The 19,625-nt window shown below is 54.5% G+C and carries 13 protein-coding genes and 1 pseudogene; 13 read left to right on the top strand and 1 reads right to left on the bottom strand.

The genetic code is table 11. The features are described 5' to 3' along the window. The first annotated feature begins 7 nt into the window (after nucleotides 1-7). From GOV45_RS14520 to GOV45_RS14470, 10 genes and pseudogenes are all read left to right on the top strand, one after another. Nucleotides 8-1,201, top strand: coding sequence for a glycosyltransferase family 4 protein (locus tag GOV45_RS14520; RefSeq protein WP_170479075.1), 1,194 nt, complete (start codon nucleotides 8-10; stop codon nucleotides 1,199-1,201). 176 nt (nucleotides 1,202-1,377) lie between these two features. Then, nucleotides 1,378-1,827, top strand: a complete 450-nt coding sequence (gene rplK, locus GOV45_RS14515; protein ID WP_010440985.1) for a 50S ribosomal protein L11 — start codon at nucleotides 1,378-1,380, stop codon at nucleotides 1,825-1,827. 1 nt (nucleotide 1,828) lies between these two features. Then, complete coding sequence (gene rplA, locus GOV45_RS14510; RefSeq protein ID WP_170479074.1) at nucleotides 1,829-2,527, top strand: 50S ribosomal protein L1; 699 nt, start codon at nucleotides 1,829-1,831, stop codon at nucleotides 2,525-2,527. A gap of 223 nt (nucleotides 2,528-2,750) precedes the next feature. Further along, nucleotides 2,751-3,938, top strand: coding sequence for a glycosyltransferase (locus tag GOV45_RS14505; protein ID WP_170479072.1), 1,188 nt, complete (start codon nucleotides 2,751-2,753; stop codon nucleotides 3,936-3,938). 379 nt (nucleotides 3,939-4,317) lie between these two features. Further along, entirely contained in the window at nucleotides 4,318-4,836 is a 519-nt protein-coding gene (gene rplJ / locus GOV45_RS14500; RefSeq protein WP_170479071.1) for a 50S ribosomal protein L10, read from the top strand. An 80-nt stretch (nucleotides 4,837-4,916) separates the two neighbouring features. After that, nucleotides 4,917-5,294, top strand: a complete 378-nt coding sequence (gene rplL / locus GOV45_RS14495; protein ID WP_093964343.1) for a 50S ribosomal protein L7/L12 — start codon at nucleotides 4,917-4,919, stop codon at nucleotides 5,292-5,294. A gap of 249 nt (nucleotides 5,295-5,543) precedes the next feature. After that, complete coding sequence (gene rpoB / locus GOV45_RS14490; protein ID WP_170479069.1) at nucleotides 5,544-9,680, top strand: DNA-directed RNA polymerase subunit beta; 4,137 nt, start codon at nucleotides 5,544-5,546, stop codon at nucleotides 9,678-9,680. Between the two features lie 50 nt (nucleotides 9,681-9,730). Continuing rightward, nucleotides 9,731-13,972: a DNA-directed RNA polymerase subunit beta' gene (gene rpoC, locus GOV45_RS14485; protein ID WP_170479067.1), complete on the top strand. Its 4,242-nt coding sequence runs from the start codon at nucleotides 9,731-9,733 to the stop codon at nucleotides 13,970-13,972. Nucleotides 13,973-14,246: 274 nt separating this feature from the next. Further along, a pseudogene (locus GOV45_RS23350) lies at nucleotides 14,247-14,792 on the top strand (NAD(P)H-dependent oxidoreductase). A 140-nt stretch (nucleotides 14,793-14,932) separates the two neighbouring features. Then, nucleotides 14,933-15,802 carry a DMT family transporter gene (locus GOV45_RS14470; RefSeq protein ID WP_170479061.1) on the top strand — a complete coding sequence of 290 codons (870 nt, stop codon included), beginning with the start codon at nucleotides 14,933-14,935 and terminating at the stop codon, nucleotides 15,800-15,802. On the opposite strand, the gene GOV45_RS14465 is transcribed toward GOV45_RS14470, so the two are convergent. Continuing rightward, nucleotides 15,799-16,188 carry a glycosyltransferase gene (locus GOV45_RS14465; protein WP_170479059.1) on the bottom strand — a complete coding sequence of 130 codons (390 nt, stop codon included), beginning with the start codon at nucleotides 16,186-16,188 and terminating at the stop codon, nucleotides 15,799-15,801. The two genes, GOV45_RS14470 and GOV45_RS14465, sit on opposite strands and share 4 nt — an antisense overlap. Nucleotides 16,189-16,517: 329 nt before the next feature. Between GOV45_RS14465 and rpsL the strand changes: the two genes are divergently transcribed. The 3 genes from rpsL to fusA are packed head-to-tail and all read left to right on the top strand — an operon-like array spanning nucleotide 16,518 to nucleotide 19,511. Beyond that, a complete protein-coding gene (gene rpsL / locus GOV45_RS14460) occupies nucleotides 16,518-16,889 on the top strand; it encodes a 30S ribosomal protein S12 (RefSeq protein ID WP_005621086.1) in 372 nt (123 codons plus the stop codon). A gap of 15 nt (nucleotides 16,890-16,904) precedes the next feature. Beyond that, nucleotides 16,905-17,375 carry a 30S ribosomal protein S7 gene (gene rpsG / locus GOV45_RS14455; protein ID WP_010441203.1) on the top strand — a complete coding sequence of 157 codons (471 nt, stop codon included), beginning with the start codon at nucleotides 16,905-16,907 and terminating at the stop codon, nucleotides 17,373-17,375. 18 nt (nucleotides 17,376-17,393) lie between these two features. Next, complete coding sequence (fusA, locus tag GOV45_RS14450; RefSeq protein WP_170479057.1) at nucleotides 17,394-19,511, top strand: elongation factor G; 2,118 nt, start codon at nucleotides 17,394-17,396, stop codon at nucleotides 19,509-19,511. Nucleotides 19,512-19,625 lie beyond the last annotated feature (114 nt).

Below are 19,625 nucleotides of genomic sequence, written 5' to 3'. Positions count from 1 at the left end.
GGTTTTTATGAAAATTGTGGTGATTTCGACCAATGCTGGAACGGATATGGGAGGAGAGGCGATAAAAGCCTTTCAGTTCTTTCGGTTCCTTCTTGAAAACGACTACGACGCATATCTTCTGACACATGAAAGATGTAAAGCCTCGCTTGAGGGACACTTTGCTGATGACCGAGTGATTTTCGTCCGGGATTCTGCATTAATGGTTCTGTGCTGGCGCAGTCGAATTTTGGGCTCTTTAGTCGACACCCTGTTTCATCTTGAAATCAAGAAGATTTGCCGAGATTTCGACCCAACCATAACGATTTTGCATTACCTCTGCCCGATCTCACCTACGACGCAACGTTTTCCACCCGCGGGGTATCGTCACGTTGTCGGGCCGCTCTCGGGTAACATTTTCTTTCCCTCCGGGTTCAGTGATCGTCAGAGTAAAGGAAAGCGTGTTCAGCAACGTTTTTACAAACCAATCCAGAACTTTTTAGGGTCGACGTTGGGAATAATGAAGAAGGCCGATAAACTGCTGGTATCGGGAGGCGAACGTACCCGCAGAGCTCTTGGATGGGCAGGTTGCGATCGGGGGAAAATGATCTCAGTCGCAGATGCCGGGATCTCGGAAGAAATATTGTCCGCGCCGCCAATTACTCATGAAGGGTGGAATGGCGAGTTTGTCTGGATCGGACGGATGGTGAACTACAAGGGAGCGGACCTTGCAATTCGAGCTGTTGCCGTGTCCGAACAACCAGTCAAATTGACGATTTACGGTGAAGGTTCCGAACGCGCCAAATTGGTGGAGCTGGCTGAAAGCCTGGGAATCGCAGATCGCGTGACTTTTCCCGGCTGGTTGGATCATTCCAGTTATGTGAAGGACATGTCTCGATTTCGCGGGTTTATTTTTCCAACTCTGGCAGAAGCGAACGGTATTGTTATGCAAGAGGCGATGGGTCTTGGATTGCCGGTTGTCACACTTCGATGGGGTGGGCCGGTACAGTTGGCTACGGATGAAGAGGCTATATTTGTTGAGGCAAGTGACCCGGATACTGTGGTCCGCGGCGTCGCACGCGCGATGGATCAACTCTCCTCTGACGCTAGTTTCGCGCAAAAAATTTCTCAGAAGGCACGCTCTCGCGCTTTGCGGGACTACGCTTGGCCGACTGTCGCTTCGTCTTGGATGTCTGCTTACGAAGATCTTCTGAACACTGATTGAGAAGACAAGGCTTGATATCAGAGAAGTTTCGATATAACCCGCATCGTCGTTCGCGAATCCAATCGATAAGCGGATAATAAAGCGTGGGAGGCGCGCGCAACGCGATGTGCAAACCGGACCACACAACTTAAAACCCCAAAGACGCGTTTGCGGGGTGTTGGAAAAGGAGAAACCAGATGGCTAAGAAGCTTGCTGGTACAATGAAGCTGCAGGTTCCTGCAGGTCAGGCGAACCCATCGCCACCAGTTGGTCCGGCGTTGGGTCAGCGCGGTATCAACATTATGGAATTCTGTAAGGCGTTCAATGCCAAGACCGCTGATATGGAGCCGGGTGCACCTTGCCCGACTGTGATTACCTACTATCAGGACAAGTCCTTCACTATGGACATCAAGACGCCGCCCGCGTCTTACTACCTGAAAAAAGCGGCTGGACTGAAGCCGGTGGGTAAGCGCAATCGCCCACGCGGTGCAGAAAATCCCGGTCGCGAAACGGTGGCGACAGTTACCTCTAAGCAGGTACGCGAAATAGCAGAAGCCAAAATGAAAGATCTGAATGCCAATGACGTCGAAGGCGCAATGCAGATCATCCTGGGCTCGGCCCGCTCTATGGGCATAGAGGTGAAGTAAGATGGCAAAACTTGGCAAACGTACGCGCGCAGCGCGCGAAGCTATCGCCGGCAAGGAAAACCTGTCGGTTGAAGAAGCTGTTTCACTGGTCAAGGGCAACGCGACTTCTAAGTTCGACGAAACCATCGAGATAGCGCTGAACCTGGGTGTCGACACGCGTCACGCGGATCAAATGGTTCGTGGCGTTGTCGGCCTGCCTAACGGGACCGGTAAGGCAATGCGCGTCGCTGTATTTGCACGTGGACCCAAAGCCGACGAAGCAAAGGAAGCTGGCGCAGATATCGTGGGTGCAGAGGATCTGATGGAGACCATTCAGGGCGGCACCATTGAATTTGACCGCTGCATTGCAACCCCTGACATGATGCCAATCGTTGGCCGTTTGGGTAAAGTCTTGGGTCCACGTAACCTTATGCCGAACCCCAAAGTTGGCACTGTGACCATGGACGTAAAAGCGGCTGTAGAGGCGGCTAAAGGCGGCGAAGTTCAATTCAAGGCGGAAAAAGGCGGCGTTGTGCACGCTGGCGTTGGCAAAGCGTCGTTCGACGAAGCCAAGCTGGTTGAAAACGTCCGCGCCTTTATCTCGGCTGTTGCGAAGGCCAAGCCGTCGGGAGCCAAAGGCACATATATGAAGAAAATCGCGCTTAGCTCGACAATGGGCCCTGGCGTGACACTGGATGTGGCAGCCGCGTCGGGCGAATAAGCTCTGCGCATAAAATTTGAGTTTTGGTCCCGGATGGTGAAAGCCATCCGGGATTTTTCTTGCATAAAATTTATCGAAAGTTACCCTCGTCTAGTGTGTTTTTAACTGTGAAGATAGACGTACCCTGAACCTTTTTCTCAATCGAAAAAAATGATTGAGATAGTTAAGACGAGATTGGTCAGGGCAATGTTCGTTTTCACAAATGGGTGTTAGGTTCGCAATTATGCCGGAACTTCGAATGCTGATGCTTACGCCGGCGCCCGTGGTTGAGACAAGTCAGGGCTATGAACTGGATTCGAAGTTCCTAGAAGGCATGAAGCTTCAAAGCAGTATGTGGCCCGGTTCTTTTGATTGCCTAATGAGAGAAGGCGCGACAGAAATCCCGTTCGGGGCGCGTCCGTATCAACCAGAAACCGCGGGTTTCCAACTGCACCTCATATCTGAACACGAAGAGGTAAGACCGGAACATTTGAGCGGCTATGATTTGATTTTCTGCAGCGCTGATGACAAAAGAAATTTTAGTGTTCCTGATCTAGCCCGCTCTGTCGGAGCCAAAGTAGCAACGACACTGGAGTATAACCTCAATACGCGACTGCGGATTGCTTTTCTCGACCAAGACCGCAACGCTATTCGAAGGATATATACCGCGGCAAAACTGGTGCTGCAGGAGTTTCGGAGGCGAAAATTCCTTGGGAAAATGGATGCCATTCAGGCTAACGGGTATCCAGCTTTTGAAGTATGCAAGAAGTTCGATCCGAACACACTTTTGTTCCTCGACAATCGTATGACCGCAGACCTTTATGCGACACCCGAGGAAATGCAACATAGGCGCAACAGGTTGTTGGCAGGCGACCCCTTGCAATTGGTCTACACGGGGCGATTGGAAAAGATGAAGGGTGCCCACGACTTAGTTCCACTGGCGTTGGAACTACGGTCGTTGGGCGTACCTTTCATGTTGAAGATCTTCGGCACTGGCAGCTTGGAGGGTCAAATCGACAATGACATCGCGCAAAATAATCTTTCAGAAAATGTTCAACGCCTGGAACCATTGGACTTTAGTTCAGAGTTGGTTCCGTATCTCAGATCAAATTGTGACATCTATGTATGCTGTCACCGGCAATCAGACCCGTCATGCACGTATATCGAGAACATGGGATGTGGGCTCTCGGTGGTCGGCTATGGAAATGAAATGTGGTCGGACCTGCAAAAGGACTCTCGGGCCGGATGGGTCTCACCGATAGGTCAGGTAAAAAAGCTGGCTGCAGTCATCGCTCAAATTGAAAAGTCCAGATCAGATATTGCGCACAGATGCGAGCTTGCGGCAGCATTTTCCAAGCAGAACAGTTTTGAAGCGCTGAGCCGGGCCCGGATGCAACATCTTGAAGACTTAGCCCGCAGCGATACCAATTGATTGCCTGCTGCAAAGAAAATTGAGTTTTAGATTTCTTGGAACTGGGTTGGGCAAACAGCGACGGATACAAAGCGTCGTTCTTTCTAGCCGCAGAAAGCCCGAATTTACCCCTTGGAAACCTCGCCTAAGTGGCCTAAGTAGAGCTGCGGAATAAAGCGTGCGATTCGTCGTGCGCTTTATTTCGTTTCGTCCAAGACGGTGGGTGGGCCCGACCGGTCCCTTAATTTCCTGCCTGAGACGGGTAAGACCAAAGATTTCTGAGGGTCCTGACCCTTGGGCGCATTTTGGCTAATCCCGTAACAACGGACCTGAACGCCGGAGCTTTGGCTTTGGCAAATATGAGCCGGGGTGAAATATCGCCCCTAACTTGGAGAGAACTGTGGATAGAGCCCAGAAAGAGAAAGTGGTCGAGGAACTCGGCCAGATCTTTGAAAGCTCTGGCGTCGTAGTGGTTTCGCACTACGCCGGTCTGACAGTTGCTGAGATGCAGGACCTTCGCGCGCGTGCTCGTGAAGCGGGTGGTTCTGTGCGTGTTGCCAAGAACAGGCTCGCCAAAATCGCCCTTGAGGGTAAGCCTTGTGAAAGCATGGCCGACCTGCTGACAGGGATGACCGTTCTGACCTATTCCGAGGACCCGGTGGCAGCAGCCAAGGTGGCCGAGGACTACGCCAAGGAGAACCAGAAGTTCGAAATCCTTGGCGGTGCAATGGGCGAGAACGCTCTGGACCGTGCTGGTGTTACAGCAGTTTCGAAAATGCCGTCTCGTGAAGAGCTTATTGCTTCGATCGTTGGCTGCATTGGCGCACCTGCCTCGAACATTGCCGGCGCGATTGGCGCACCTGCAAGCAATATCGCAAGCATCCTTTCCACCATCGAAGAGAAGGCGGAAGCTGCGTAAGCGGTTGGCACTGAATGATCTGCGTGGGGTGAATACCCAGACGTTGGAACACATGATTGTAAACGGAAAGAGCTGATACAATGGCTGATCTGAAGAAACTGGCAGAAGAGATCGTTGGTCTGACCCTGCTGGAAGCACAAGAACTGAAAACAATCCTCAAGGACGAGTACGGCATTGAGCCCGCAGCTGGCGGCGCTGTAATGGTCGCAGGCGCAGCTGGCGATGCCGGCGGTGCAGCCGAGGAAGAAAAGACCGAATTCGACGTCGTTCTGAAGAACGCTGGCGCTTCAAAAATCAACGTCATCAAAGAAGTTCGCGGCATCACAGGCCTGGGCCTGAAAGAAGCCAAAGAACTGGTCGAAGCTGGCGGCAAGATCAAAGAAGGCGTGGACAAGGCAGAAGCAGAAGAGATCAAAGGCAAGCTGGAAGCAGCTGGCGCCGAGGTCGAACTGGCCTAAGTCAGTCCATTGGCGCATTAATGATGCGTCGAAATTTGGCTGGGCTCGAAGAAATTCGGGTCCAGCCGAACCTGTCTTAGAAAGGGCCTCAATCCCTGAGGAGTTTTCTAAGATACGGTTCGCGGATCGGGAGGCCGCCACTCGGGACGGTGGCCATGAATTGATCCGGACGTGTCGTCTCGAATGTGCAAGGCGCCGGGGCCCGACGGTGTCTTTGCCCGCTGAGAACATCGAAAGGTGACATCTGACATGGCTCAAACGTTCCTTGGCCAGAAACGTCTTCGTAAATATTACGGCAAAATCCGCGAAGTTTTGGAAATGCCAAACCTCATTGAGGTCCAGAAATCTTCTTATGACCTATTCCTTAGATCCGGCGATGCCGAACAGCCCACTGATGGCGAAGGAATCAAAGGTGTTTTCCAGTCGGTTTTCCCGATCAAAGACTTCAACGAAACCTCTGTTTTGGAGTTCGTGAAATACGATCTGGAAAAACCCAAATACGATGTCGAAGAGTGTATGCAGCGCGACATGACTTACAGCGCGCCGCTCAAAGTCACCCTGCGATTAATCGTGTTCGATGTCGACGAGGATACTGGCGCCAAATCTGTGAAGGACATCAAGGAACAGGACGTGTTCATGGGTGACATGCCTTTGATGACGCCAAACGGGACGTTCATCGTGAACGGTACCGAACGCGTTATTGTGTCGCAGATGCATCGTTCGCCGGGTGTGTTCTTCGACCATGACAAGGGAAAAACCCACTCTTCGGGTAAATTGTTGTTTGCGTGCCGCATCATCCCGTATCGCGGCAGTTGGCTGGACTTTGAGTTCGACGCCAAGGACATCGTGTTCGCCCGTATCGACCGTCGCCGCAAGCTGCCTGTCACAACACTGCTGTACGCATTGGGACTGGATCAGGAAGCGATCATGGATGCGTATTACGAGACGGTCTCGTACAAGCTGGACAAAAAGAAGGGGTGGGTTGCACCCTTCTTCCCCGAACGTGTGCGAGGCACCCGCCCATCCTATGATTTGGTTGATGCCAAATCTGGCGAAGTGATCGCCGAAGCGGGCAAGAAAGTTACTCCACGCGCCGTCAAAAAGTTGATAGACGAGGGCAGTGTTACAGAACTCCTCGTTCCGTTTGATCATATCGTTGGCAAATTCGTCGCCAAGGACATTATCAACGAAGAAACCGGTGCCATCTATGTTGAAGCCGGTGACGAGCTGACACTGGAATACGATAAAGATGGCGAACTGATCGGAGGAACGGCGAAGGACCTGATCGACGCCGGCATCACCGATATTCCGGTTCTGGACATCGACAACGTCAATGTCGGCCCCTACATGCGCAACACTATGGCCCAGGACAAAAACATGAACCGCGAGAGCGCGCTCATGGATATTTATCGTGTCATGCGTCCGGGTGAGCCGCCCACCGTCGAAGCGGCTTCGGCACTGTTTGATACTCTGTTTTTCGACAGCGAGCGTTATGATCTGTCGGCCGTTGGTCGTGTGAAAATGAACATGCGCCTGGCGCTTGATAAGCCGGACACGCAGAGAACACTGGACCGCGAAGACATTGTGGCCTGTATCAAAGCTCTGGTTGAGCTTCGTGACGGCAAGGGCGATGTGGACGATATCGACCATCTGGGTAACCGTCGCGTTCGTTCGGTCGGCGAACTTATGGAGAACCAGTACCGTGTTGGTCTGCTACGCATGGAACGTGCAATCAAAGAGCGTATGTCTTCGGTCGAGATCGACACCGTGATGCCGCAAGACCTGATCAACGCGAAGCCAGCTGCTGCCGCTGTTCGCGAATTCTTCGGGTCGTCGCAGTTGTCGCAGTTCATGGACCAGACCAACCCGCTGTCGGAAGTCACCCACAAACGCCGCTTGTCGGCGCTTGGCCCCGGTGGCCTGACACGTGAGCGCGCTGGTTTCGAGGTGCGCGACGTGCACCCGACTCACTATGGCCGGATGTGCCCGATTGAAACGCCGGAAGGTCCGAACATCGGTTTGATCAACTCGCTGGCTACATTTGCCCGCGTCAACAAGTATGGCTTCATCGAAACACCTTATCGTGTCGTTAAAGATGCCGAGGTGACCGATGAGGTTCACTACATGTCCGCGACCGAGGAAATGCGCCACACGGTGGCGCAGGCGAACGCAACGCTGGATGCTGATGGCAAGTTCATCAACGATCTGGTGTCAACCCGTCAGGCCGGTGACTACACTCTTGCCCCGCGTGAGAATGTGGACCTGATCGACGTGTCACCGAAGCAGTTGGTATCAGTCGCTGCATCGCTGATCCCGTTCCTTGAAAACGATGACGCCAACCGTGCTCTGATGGGTTCGAACATGCAACGTCAGGCAGTTCCCTTGTTACGGGCTGAGGCGCCGCTGGTCGGTACCGGGATCGAAGGTAAGGTTGCGATCGACTCGGGCGCTGCGATTCAGGCGAAACGCGCCGGTATCATCGACCAGGTCGATGCCCAGCGTATCGTTATCCGTGCCACCGAGGATTTGGAATTGGGTGACGCGGGCGTTGACATCTATCGCTTGCGTAAGTTCCAGCGCTCGAACCAGAACACCTGCATTAACCAGCGTCCGCTGATAAAGGTGGGTGACACCGTCCAAAAGGGCGAGGTCATCGCCGATGGTCCATCGACCGATATGGGTGAACTGGCGCTTGGCAAGAACGTGGTCGTCGCGTTCATGCCGTGGAACGGTTACAATTATGAAGACTCGATACTGATTTCCGAACGTATCGCGCGTGACGACGTCTTTACGTCGGTACATATCGAGGAATTCGAAGTTGCTGCTCGGGACACGAAACTGGGCCCTGAAGAGATCACTCGCGATATTCCGAACGTTGGTGAAGAAGCGCTGCGTAACCTCGACGAGGCTGGCATCGTTTACATCGGTGCGGATGTTGAGCCGGGCGATATTCTGGTCGGCAAGATCACTCCGAAGGGCGAAAGCCCGATGACCCCGGAAGAAAAGCTTTTGCGCGCCATATTTGGTGAAAAGGCATCTGACGTCCGCGATACCTCGCTGCGCGTGAAGCCCGGCGATTATGGCACTGTGGTGGAAGTCCGCGTTTTCAACCGTCATGGCGTCGAGAAAGACGAGCGTGCACTGCAGATCGAGCGTGAGGAAGTCGAACGTCTCGCCCGTGACAGGGACGACGAGCTGGCGATCCTTGATCGCAATATCTATGCCCGTTTGAAAGGTCTGATCCTTGGCAAAACCGCTGTAAAAGGCCCGAAAGGCGTTAAGCCGGCTTCGGTAATCACCGAGGACCTGCTGGAAATGCTGACCCGAGGACAGTGGTGGCAGTTGGCACTGGAAGACGAGAAGGATGCGCAGGTCGTAGAAGCTCTGAACGAGCAGTACGAAGTGCAGAAACGCGCTCTGGACGCCCGTTTTGAGGACAAGGTCGAAAAGGTTCGCCGTGGCGACGACTTGCCGCCAGGTGTGATGAAGATGGTCAAAGTCTTCATCGCGGTGAAGCGTAAGCTGCAACCGGGCGACAAGATGGCCGGTCGTCACGGGAACAAAGGTGTGATCTCCAAGGTTGTTCCGATGGAAGACATGCCGTTCCTAGCCGATGGTACCCCGGTCGACTTCTGTCTGAACCCGCTAGGTGTGCCTTCGCGGATGAACGTTGGCCAAATCCTGGAAACCCATATGGGTTGGGCTGCGCGTGGTCTTGGCCTGAACATCGACGATGCCTTGGGTGAATACCGCCGCTCCGGCGACCTGACCCCCGTTCGCGAAGCGATGAAGCTGGCTTACGGCGAGGATGTCTATGACGAAGGCATCACCGGTCTGGACGAGGAAGATCTGGTCGAGGCCGCTGGCAACGTAACCCGCGGTGTCCCGATTGCGACCCCGGTCTTTGACGGCGCCAAGGAAGCAGACGTTAACGACGCTCTGGTCCGCGCTGGTTTCTCGGAAAGTGGTCAGTCGATATTGTTCGACGGTCGCACCGGTGAGCAATTTGCAAGGCCGGTCACCGTAGGCATCAAATACCTTCTGAAACTGCACCACTTGGTGGACGACAAGATCCACGCGCGTTCGACCGGGCCGTACAGCCTGGTGACCCAGCAGCCGCTGGGTGGTAAGGCGCAGTTCGGTGGACAGCGCTTTGGTGAGATGGAGGTCTGGGCTTTGGAAGCTTACGGCGCCGCCTACACCCTGCAAGAAATGTTGACCGTTAAATCGGATGACGTTGCAGGCCGGACCAAGGTCTATGAGTCGATCGTCAAGGGCGAGGATAACTTTGAAGCGGGCGTACCGGAATCGTTCAACGTTCTGGTGAAAGAAGTCCGTGGCCTCGGCCTGAATATGGAACTCCTGGATGCGGAGGTTGAGGAGTGAGGGCGCTGCCCTTTCTCCCGTCCCCCCTTCCGCAAGATTTGAGGTAACAAATGAACCAGGAAATCACCAACAACCCGTTCAACCCGCTGACGCCCCCGAAGGTCTTCGACGAGATCAAGGTCTCGCTGGCGTCGCCCGAGCGGATCCTGTCTTGGTCTTATGGCGAGATCAAGAAACCCGAAACCATCAACTACCGTACGTTCAAGCCCGAACGCGACGGTCTGTTCTGCGCGCGTATCTTTGGCCCGATCAAAGATTACGAATGTCTGTGCGGCAAATATAAGCGGATGAAGTATCGCGGCGTTGTCTGCGAGAAATGCGGTGTGGAAGTCACCCTGCAGAAAGTCCGCCGTGAGCGTATGGGCCACATCGAACTGGCCGCTCCTGTCGCACACATCTGGTTCCTTAAGTCGCTGCCATCCCGCATCGGTCTGATGCTTGACATGACGCTGCGCGATCTGGAACGCGTTCTGTACTTTGAAAACTACGTCGTCATCGAGCCCGGTCTGACCGACCTTACCTATGGCCAGATGCTCACCGAAGAAGAGTACATGGATGCGCAGGATGCCTATGGCATGGACGCGTTCACCGCCAATATCGGTGCCGAAGCTATCCGTGAGATGCTGGCCCAGATCGATCTGGAAGCCGAAGCCGAGCAGCTGCGCGCTGATCTGGCCGAAGCAACCGGCGAACTGAAGCCCAAGAAGATCATCAAGCGTCTGAAGGTTGTTGAATCCTTCCTCGAGTCGGGCAACCGGCCCGAGTGGATGGTTATGACCGTGATCCCGGTCATTCCGCCGGAATTGCGTCCGCTGGTTCCGCTGGATGGTGGCCGTTTTGCGACGTCGGATCTGAACGATCTGTATCGCCGCGTCATCAACCGGAACAACCGTCTGAAGCGTCTGATCGAGCTGCGCGCACCTGACATCATCGTCCGCAATGAAAAGCGGATGTTGCAGGAATCCGTTGACGCGCTGTTTGACAACGGTCGCCGCGGCCGCGTCATCACCGGTGCGAACAAGCGTCCGCTGAAATCGCTCAGCGACATGCTGAAAGGTAAGCAAGGCCGCTTCCGTCAGAACCTTTTGGGTAAGCGCGTCGACTTCTCGGGCCGTTCGGTCATTGTGACCGGTCCGGAACTCAAGCTGCACCAATGTGGTCTGCCCAAGAAGATGGCGTTGGAGCTGTTCAAGCCGTTTATCTACTCGCGCCTTGAAGCCAAGGGTCTGTCTTCAACTGTGAAACAGGCGAAGAAACTGGTCGAGAAAGAGCGTCCCGAAGTGTGGGATATCCTCGACGAGGTGATCCGCGAACACCCTGTCATGCTGAACCGTGCGCCAACACTGCACCGTCTTGGCATTCAGGCGTTCGAGCCGGTCCTGATCGAAGGTAAGGCGATCCAGCTGCACCCGCTGGTCTGTTCTGCCTTTAACGCCGACTTTGACGGCGACCAGATGGCGGTTCACGTCCCGCTGAGCCTTGAGGCACAGCTGGAAGCGCGTGTTCTGATGATGTCGACGAACAACGTTCTGTCCCCTGCAAACGGCGCGCCGATCATCGTTCCGTCGCAGGATATGATCCTAGGTCTGTACTACGTGACCTTGGAACGCGAAGGCATGCCGGGCGAAGGTAAGGTCTTTGGTTCGATCGAGGAAGTTCAGCACGCGCTGGACGCGGGTGAGGTGCATCTGCACTCGAAAATCACCGCGCGGATCACGCAGATCGACGACGAAGGTAACGAAGTTCAAAAGCGTTACGAGACCACTCCGGGCCGTCTGCGTCTGGGTGCGTTGCTGCCGATGAACAACAAGGCGCCGTTCGAACTGGTCAACCGCCTGCTGCGGAAGAAAGAAGTTCAACAAGTCATCGACACTGTCTACCGTTACTGCGGTCAGAAAGAGTCGGTTATTTTCTGCGACCAGATCATGTCGATGGGCTTCAAAGAAGCGTTCAAGGCGGGCATCTCGTTCGGCAAAGACGACATGGTTATCCCCGGCGACAAGTGGGGCATCGTAGATGACACTCGCGATCAGGTGAAAGACTTTGAACAGCAGTACATGGATGGCCTGATCACCCAGGGCGAAAAGTACAACAAGGTTGTCGATGCGTGGTCAAAGTGTAACGACCGTGTCACCGAAGCGATGATGAGCACAATCTCGGACGTCGCTAAAGACGACTCTGGGGCTGATATGGAGCCGAACTCGGTCTACATGATGGCCCACTCAGGCGCGCGTGGCTCGGTTACGCAGATGAAGCAGTTGGGCGGTATGCGTGGTTTGATGGCCAAGCCGAACGGCGACATCATCGAAACGCCTATTATCTCAAACTTCAAGGAAGGTCTTACCGTTCTTGAATACTTCAACTCGACCCACGGTGCCCGTAAGGGTCTGTCGGATACCGCTCTGAAGACGGCGAACTCGGGTTACCTGACACGTCGTTTGGTGGACGTTGCGCAAGACTGCATTGTTCGCGAAATCGACTGTGGTACAGAGCGTGCGATCACGGCAGAAGCAGCAGTTAACGACGGTGAAGTTGTTGCCTCGTTGGCCGAACGTGTGCTGGGTCGTGTGGCTGCAGATGACATCCTGCGTCCGGGCACGGATGAGGTGATCGTGGCCGCAGGACAGTTGATCGACGAGCGTATGGCGGACGCTATTGATGAAGCTGGCGTTCAGTCGACCCGTATCCGTTCGCCTTTGACCTGCGAGTCCGAGGAAGGCGTTTGTGCCACCTGCTACGGCCGTGACCTGGCTCGCGGTACTATGGTGAACACCGGTGAAGCTGTTGGCATCATTGCCGCCCAGTCTATCGGTGAACCGGGTACGCAGCTGACCATGCGGACATTCCACATCGGTGGCGTTGCGCAGGGTGGTCAGCAGTCTTTCCAAGAAGCAAACCAGGAAGGCATCATCGCGTTCGAGAACCCGCAGATTCTGGTAAATGCCGCAGGCGAAAGCCTGGTCATGGGCCGGAACATGAAGGTTGTTATCAACGACGAACATGGCGAAGAGCGTGCCAGCTTCAAGCTGGGTTACGGTTCTAAACTGTTCGTCAAAGAAGGCGCCAAGGTTGCGCGTGGCGACAAGCTGTTCGAATGGGATCCGTACACCCTGCCGATCATTGCCGAGAAAGCCGGTACCGCGAAATACGTCGACCTTGTTTCAGGCCTTGCTGTCCGGGATGAAACGGACGAAGCTACCGGTATGACCCAGAAGATCGTGATCGACTGGCGTGCGGCCCCCAAAGGCAGCGACCTCAAGCCTGAGATCATTCTGGTCGGCGAAGATGGTGAGCCGGTCCGCAACGATGCGGGTAACCCAGTGCACTATCCGATGTCGGTGGATGCGATCTTATCAGTCGAAGACGGTCAAAAGATCGAGGCCGGTGATGTTGTCGCGCGTATCCCGCGTGAGGGGGCCAAGACCAAAGATATCACCGGTGGTTTGCCGCGTGTGGCCGAACTGTTCGAAGCTCGCCGTCCTAAAGATCACGCGATCATCGCTGAAGCTGATGGTTACGTGCGCTTTGGTCGCGACTACAAGAACAAGCGCCGCATTAGCATCGAGCCGGCGGACGAGTCGATGGAAACGATCGAGTATATGGTGCCCAAGGGCAAACATATCCCGGTCGCGGAAGGCGACTTTATCCAGAAGGGTGAATACCTGATGGACGGTAACCCGGCTCCGCACGACATCCTGTCTATCATGGGCGTCGAAGCCCTGGCGGATTACATGATCGACGAGGTGCAGGACGTCTATCGTCTGCAGGGCGTGAAGATCAACGACAAGCACATCGAGGTCATCGTGCGCCAGATGCTGCAGAAGTGGGAGATCCTGGATTCAGGCGACACCACCCTGCTGAAAGGCGAACATGTCGACAAGCAGGAGTTCGACGCTGCCAACGAGAAGACCCTCGCGCGCGGCGGTCGTCCGGCACAGGGCGAGCCGATCCTCTTGGGGATTACCAAAGCCTCGCTACAGACGCGTTCGTTCATCTCAGCGGCGTCGTTCCAGGAAACCACTCGTGTGCTGACCGAAGCCTCGGTTCAGGGCAAGAAAGACAAGCTGGTTGGCCTGAAGGAAAACGTCATCGTTGGTCGCCTGATACCAGCAGGTACTGGTGGAGCGACCCAGGCCGTGCGTCAAGTTGCTCAGTCACGCGATAACGTCGTGATCGAGGCACGCCGGGAAGAGGCTGAAGCCGCAGCTGCACTTGCTGCACCGATTATGGACGACGATCTGGTTGGTGGCGAACTGGATGTTCTGGTGGAAACGCCTGAAAGCCGCGAGTAAGGCTAAGCAAAACAAAAATCTGAAAAGGCCCTGCGGTTTCGCGGGGCCTTTTACGTTTGGGTTATGTAAAACTAGTCGGTGCCATCACAATCAGGGTTTTGATCGAACGAAGAGAACGAATCTTCTTAATCTGAAGGTACCTTGAGCTTCGATAGTATCGCACAGCAAACCGGACAGGACAGCGTTGTCCTGATTTGGTCAAAGCACGCGCTACCGGCGGCTTTCGAAATCCGGCGATTGCTCGTGAAACAAACAAAACGCTTAGAGCCGACCAATGCACGTTTTGACAATTCTGGATCACCCCAACCCTGCTTCATTCAGTGCGGTGGTCGCCCGAAATTTTATGGACGGAGCCATTTTGGCGGGTCATTCGGTTAAGCTGGCGGATTTGCACGCCGAAGGTTTCGACCCACGCTGGTCCATGGCCGAGATTGAGGCGAACAACCAAGAACAATCCTTGCCTGATATCGTCGCGGAACAAGCAAGGATCGCCTGAGCGGATGCGATTTGCATGGTATTTCCTTTGTTCTGGTGGGGTATGCCTTCGATGATCAAAGGCTGGGTCGATCGGGTTTGGAGTTGGGGATGGGCCTATGATCAGCTACACGACCCCGAGCTGTCACTTCAACGGCCACGGTCCGGGTTGCTTTTAGTCCCGGCAGGTGCGCGTTCCGACGAAATAGTACGCAAAGGGTATCTGGCTGCTCTGGAAACTGTTTGGATGAAGGAGACGTTTGGCTATTTTGGTTTCTCTCCTCGCAGACTGGAACTGCTTTGTGGCGCTACAGGTTCTAAGAAACGGCGACAGGAAATTTTATAGAGAAGCCATCAGATTGGCTACACCCTTCCGCCGCCGCGCCATGTGAGCCAAACAGATTAGGCGGGGTCATGACATGAGTTGACATTGTATTCACGGACGGGGCCTATGCGATGACTCGACTGTGAACGGGCTTTTAAGAAATGACACCAAACGCCAGAGGCGCTTTGCTGATGATGGGCAGCATGGCAGCTTTCACTGTAAACGACACGCTTGTGAAATCGGCGGGGCAGGATCTTCCTTTGTTCCAGTTGATAGCGATGCGAGGTGCAGTCGCCACTATCCTAGTCTACCTGTTGGCGCGGAATTTGGGTGCCCTGCATCTAAATTTTTCGCGTCACGACAAATGGCTTGTCGCCTGTCGCTGTTTGTCAGAATTGCTGGCTACTTTCTTTTTCTTGACGGCTCTGATGCATATGCCGCTGGCTAATGTCACTGCCGTACTGCAGGTACTGCCGCTGACCGTTACGTTAGGGGCTGCAGTGTTTTTTGGTGAGACCGTTGGCTGGCGACGTATCCTAGCCATTTGTCTGGGTTTTGCGGGAATGTTGCTTATTGTGCGGCCCGGTCCCGAAGGATTTAGCATATATTCCATTTATGCTTTGCTTGCGGTCGCTTCCGTCACGGTTCGCGATTTGGTCACCCGAAGAATGTCTCCCGAAGTGCCTACGATGATAGTTACGCTTGCAACGTCTCTGGTAATCACTCTGACTGCAGCAGGGGTTTCAGCATTCGAAGGCTGGGTGCCAGTTTCTCGAACGGCGGGTGTCATGGTCGGCTCGGCTGCTGTGTTCGTTCTTATGGGATATTTGTTCAGTGTTATGGTAATGCGCGTGGGAGAAGTTGGTTTTATCGCCCCATTTCGATATTCAAGCCTTCTGTGGGCTTTGGGCCTCGGCTGGATCGTTTTTGGCGACTGGCCAGACAGTGTCACCTTAATCGGCGCTGCATTGGTGGTAGGGGCGGGGCTTTTCACTTTGTTCCGGCAAAGAGCGGTTCAGACATCAGACTAAGCCTGTTCTAAAACGCCAATATCGATGGCAAAACGCTTTGCGAAGGTGGTCCGGTGATTGTTGGCTCGCGTCTCTAACTCCTGTCTTTCCCGGCATGCGTTTTTTGAATTGTTGGAACCGTTCAGGGTGCGTAACCACATAGGCCCATCGGGGTAACTAACGACAGGCATTAACCGACTCACATTTTGATGGGCAAAATTCATGACTGTCAGCTCGCAACCACCGCCCACTATTACAAGGTCGAAGACATTGATAGTTTGTGCGCGCAAACTGGGTAAAGTAACTCTTCCAAACAGCCGAAACCGCTTGTTCAGTCGGTCAGGGTTATAAAGGTAGAGCAGCCGGGTCTCAGTTGAATCGTGTTCTGGGGGATATGCTGAGATCATGCCGATGCAACGTAAACCCGGCAACTGCCAGACGGCATGATTTGTCTTACAAACGACCGCTTGCTTAGGTGCTGTTGACACTTAGGCCGACTCCCCCTATACGCCCGTCATCTCGGAACCGGGGGCCGCCCCGCAACCGATTTCAGTAATGAACTGGTCAAGGCCCGAACAATTTTGCAGTTCGCGCCCTCTGATAATCAACCGCGACGTTCACCTCGGAATGGGAACGCTCGCGGGTTTTGCGCTTGTGGACGCATAAGTGCAGCAAGTTTAACCGCACGCAACGCGCGTGCATGTCATGTGTGTTGCAAAACGGGGAAGAAACCGGAATGCCAACTATTCAACAGCTGATCCGCAAACCGCGGCAGCCAAAAGTAAAACGCTCGAAGTCTATGCATCTGGAGCAGTGCCCGCAAAAACGCGGCGTTTGCACCCGTGTGTATACAACTACACCGAAGAAGCCGAACTCGGCTATGCGTAAAGTTGCCAAGGTGCGCCTGACCAACGGATTCGAGGTCATCTCTTACATCCCTGGTGAAAGCCACAACCTGCAGGAACACTCGGTTGTTCTGATCCGTGGCGGCCGTGTAAAAGACCTTCCCGGTGTGCGTTACCACATCCTGCGCGGTGTTCTGGATACCCAGGGCGTCAAAGACCGTAAACAGCGTCGTTCGAAATACGGCGCGAAGCGTCCCAAGTAAGAAGGAGAGGCCGAGATGTCCCGTCGTCACGCCGCCGAAAAACGCGAAGTCCTGCCTGACGCCAAATTTGGCGACAAGGTCCTTACAAAATTCATGAACAACCTGATGATCGACGGCAAGAAGTCGGTCGCAGAGCGCATCGTTTACAACGCGTTTGACCGCGTTGAGAACAAGGTAAAGCGCGCTCCTGTCGAAGTATTCCACGAAGCACTCGACAACATCAAGCCGTCGGTCGAGGTTCGCTCGCGCCGGGTTGGTGGTGCAACCTATCAGGTTCCGGTCGAAGTGCGCCCCGAGCGCCGCGAAGCACTGGCCATCCGCTGGCTGATCACTGCTGCGCGTGGCCGTAACGAAAACACGATGGAAGAACGCCTCGCCGGTGAACTGCTGGACGCTGTACAGTCCCGTGGTACAGCCGTGAAGAAGCGCGAAGACACCCACAAGATGGCTGAGGCGAACAAAGCCTTCAGTCACTATCGTTGGTAATCCTAGAGGCTTAGACCAATGGCACGCGAATATCCGCTCGAACTATACCGTAACTTCGGTATCATGGCGCACATCGATGCAGGCAAAACCACCTGCTCGGAGCGTATCCTGTATTACACTGGCAAATCCCACAACATCGGTGAGGTGCACGATGGTGCAGCCACCATGGACTGGATGGAGCAGGAGCAGGAACGCGGCATAACCATCACTTCGGCTGCGACAACCACCTTTTGGGAACGCACCGAGGACGGTCAGACCGCCGATACCCCTAAGCACCGCCTGAACATCATCGACACCCCCGGCCACGTTGACTTCACCATCGAAGTTGAACGCTCGCTGGCGGTTCTCGACGGGGCAGTCTGTGTTCTGGACGCAAACGCTGGTGTGGAACCACAAACCGAAACCGTGTGGCGTCAGGCTGACCGCTACAAAGTTCCGCGTATGGTTTTCGTCAACAAGATGGACAAGATCGGCGCCGACTTCTTCAACTGCGTCAACATGATTGAAGACCGCACTGGCGCGCGCGCCGTTCCAGTTGGTATTCCGATTGGCGCCGAGTCTGAGCTGGAAGGCCTGATCGACCTGGTCACCATGGAAGAGTGGCTGTGGCAGGGCGAAGATCTAGGCGCAAGCTGGGTCAAAGCTCCGATTCGCGACAGCCTGAAAGACATGGCTGAAGAATGGCGTGGCAAGATGATCGAAGCGGCCGTCGAAATGGATGACGACGCGATGATGGAGTATCTGGAAGGCAATGAGCCGGATATTCCGACACTGCGCGCGCTACTGCGCAAAGGTACGCTGGAAATTGCATTTGTTCCTGTATTGGGCGGCTCGGCGTTCAAGAACAAAGGTGTTCAGCCGCTGCTTAACGCTGTGATCGACTATCTGCCCAGCCCGCTGGACGTTGTCGATTACATGGGCTTCAAGCCTGGCGACGAGGACGAAGTTCGTGACATCGCACGTCGCGCCGACGACAACATGGCTTTCTCAGGTCTGGCGTTCAAAATCATGAACGACCCGTTTGTCGGTTCGCTGACTTTCACCCGCATCTATTCGGGCGTCATGAACAAAGGCGACTCAATCCTGAACTCGACCAAAGGTAAGAAAGAGCGCATCGGCCGTATGATGATGATGCACTCCAACAACCGGGAAGAGATCGAGGAGGCGTTTGCAGGCGATATCATCGCATTGGCAGGTCTGAAAGACACTACCACCGGTGACACTTTGTGCGACGCCAAGGATCCGGTGGTTCTGGAAACCATGACCTTCCCCGATCCGGTGATCGAGATTGCGGTCGAACCCAAAACCAAGGGCGATCAGGAAAAGATGTCTCAGGGTCTGGCCCGTCTGGCCGCCGAAGATCCGTCCTTCCGCGTGGAAACCGACCTGGAATCGGGTCAGACCATCATGAAGGGTATGGGCGAACTTCACCTGGACATCCTGGTTGACCGTCTCAAGCGCGAGTTCAAGGTTGAAGCGAACATTGGTGCACCACAGGTGGCCTATCGTGAAACCATCTCGATGCCGGTTGAACACACCTATACCCACAAGAAACAGTCGGGTGGTTCGGGTCAGTTCGCGGAAGTCAAGCTGGAGATCCAGCCGACGGAGCCAGGCGAAGGGTACTCGTTCGAAAGCCGTATCGTCGGCGGTGCTGTTCCGAAGGAATACATCCCGGGCGTCGAAAAAGGCATCCAGTCGGTTATGGACAGCGGCCCGTTGGCCGGCTTCCCTGTTATCGACTTCAAAGTTGCGCTTTTGGACGGTAAGTTCCACGACGTTGACTCAAGTGTTCTGGCGTTCGAGATTGCGGGCCGTATGTGCATGCGTGAAGGTATGCGCAAAGCCGGCGCGAAATTGTTGGAACCGATCATGAAGGTCGAAGTGATTACCCCGGAAGAATATACCGGTGGCATCATTGGTGATCTGACATCGCGTCGGGGACAGGTATCTGGTCAAGAGCCCCGCGGGAATGCCATCGCTATTGATGCTTTTGTTCCGCTGGCCAACATGTTCGGCTACATCAACACTTTGCGTTCGATGTCTTCGGGCCGTGCCCAGTTCACCATGCAGTTCGACCACTATGATCCTGTTCCGCAGAACATCTCGGACGAGATCCAGGCGAAATACGCATAGCGAAAATTTGAGGGAGCTCGCGCCGCGGGCTCCCTTCATTACCGAAAAAGGAGGCCATCATGGCAAAGGAAAAGTTTGAGCGTACGAAACCGCATGTCAACATTGGCACGGTTG

This window comes from Ruegeria arenilitoris, assembly GCF_013035425.1.
GTDB lineage: Bacteria > Pseudomonadota > Alphaproteobacteria > Rhodobacterales > Rhodobacteraceae > Ruegeria > Ruegeria arenilitoris_A.
Note: the sequence above shows the minus strand (reverse complement) of the source record. Positions and strands in the feature narration are given on the sequence as shown.

Excerpts from the sequence above, each read along its gene's own strand:
- GOV45_RS14520 (WP_170479075.1), top strand. The coding sequence starts at position 8 with ATGAAAATTGTGGTGATTTCGACCAATGCTGGAACGGATATGGGAGGA.
- rplK (WP_010440985.1), top strand. The coding sequence starts at position 1,378 with ATGGCTAAGAAGCTTGCTGGTACAATGAAGCTGCAGGTTCCTGCAGGT.
- rplA (WP_170479074.1), top strand. The coding sequence starts at position 1,829 with ATGGCAAAACTTGGCAAACGTACGCGCGCAGCGCGCGAAGCTATCGCC.
- GOV45_RS14505 (WP_170479072.1), top strand. The coding sequence starts at position 2,751 with ATGCCGGAACTTCGAATGCTGATGCTTACGCCGGCGCCCGTGGTTGAG.
- rplL (WP_093964343.1), top strand. The coding sequence starts at position 4,917 with ATGGCTGATCTGAAGAAACTGGCAGAAGAGATCGTTGGTCTGACCCTG.
- rpoB (WP_170479069.1), top strand. The coding sequence starts at position 5,544 with ATGGCTCAAACGTTCCTTGGCCAGAAACGTCTTCGTAAATATTACGGC.
- rpoC (WP_170479067.1), top strand. The coding sequence starts at position 9,731 with ATGAACCAGGAAATCACCAACAACCCGTTCAACCCGCTGACGCCCCCG.
- GOV45_RS14470 (WP_170479061.1), top strand. The coding sequence starts at position 14,933 with ATGACACCAAACGCCAGAGGCGCTTTGCTGATGATGGGCAGCATGGCA.
- GOV45_RS14465 (WP_170479059.1), bottom strand. The coding sequence starts at position 16,188 with ATGATCTCAGCATATCCCCCAGAACACGATTCAACTGAGACCCGGCTG.
- rpsL (WP_005621086.1), top strand. The coding sequence starts at position 16,518 with ATGCCAACTATTCAACAGCTGATCCGCAAACCGCGGCAGCCAAAAGTA.
- rpsG (WP_010441203.1), top strand. The coding sequence starts at position 16,905 with ATGTCCCGTCGTCACGCCGCCGAAAAACGCGAAGTCCTGCCTGACGCC.
- fusA (WP_170479057.1), top strand. The coding sequence starts at position 17,394 with ATGGCACGCGAATATCCGCTCGAACTATACCGTAACTTCGGTATCATG.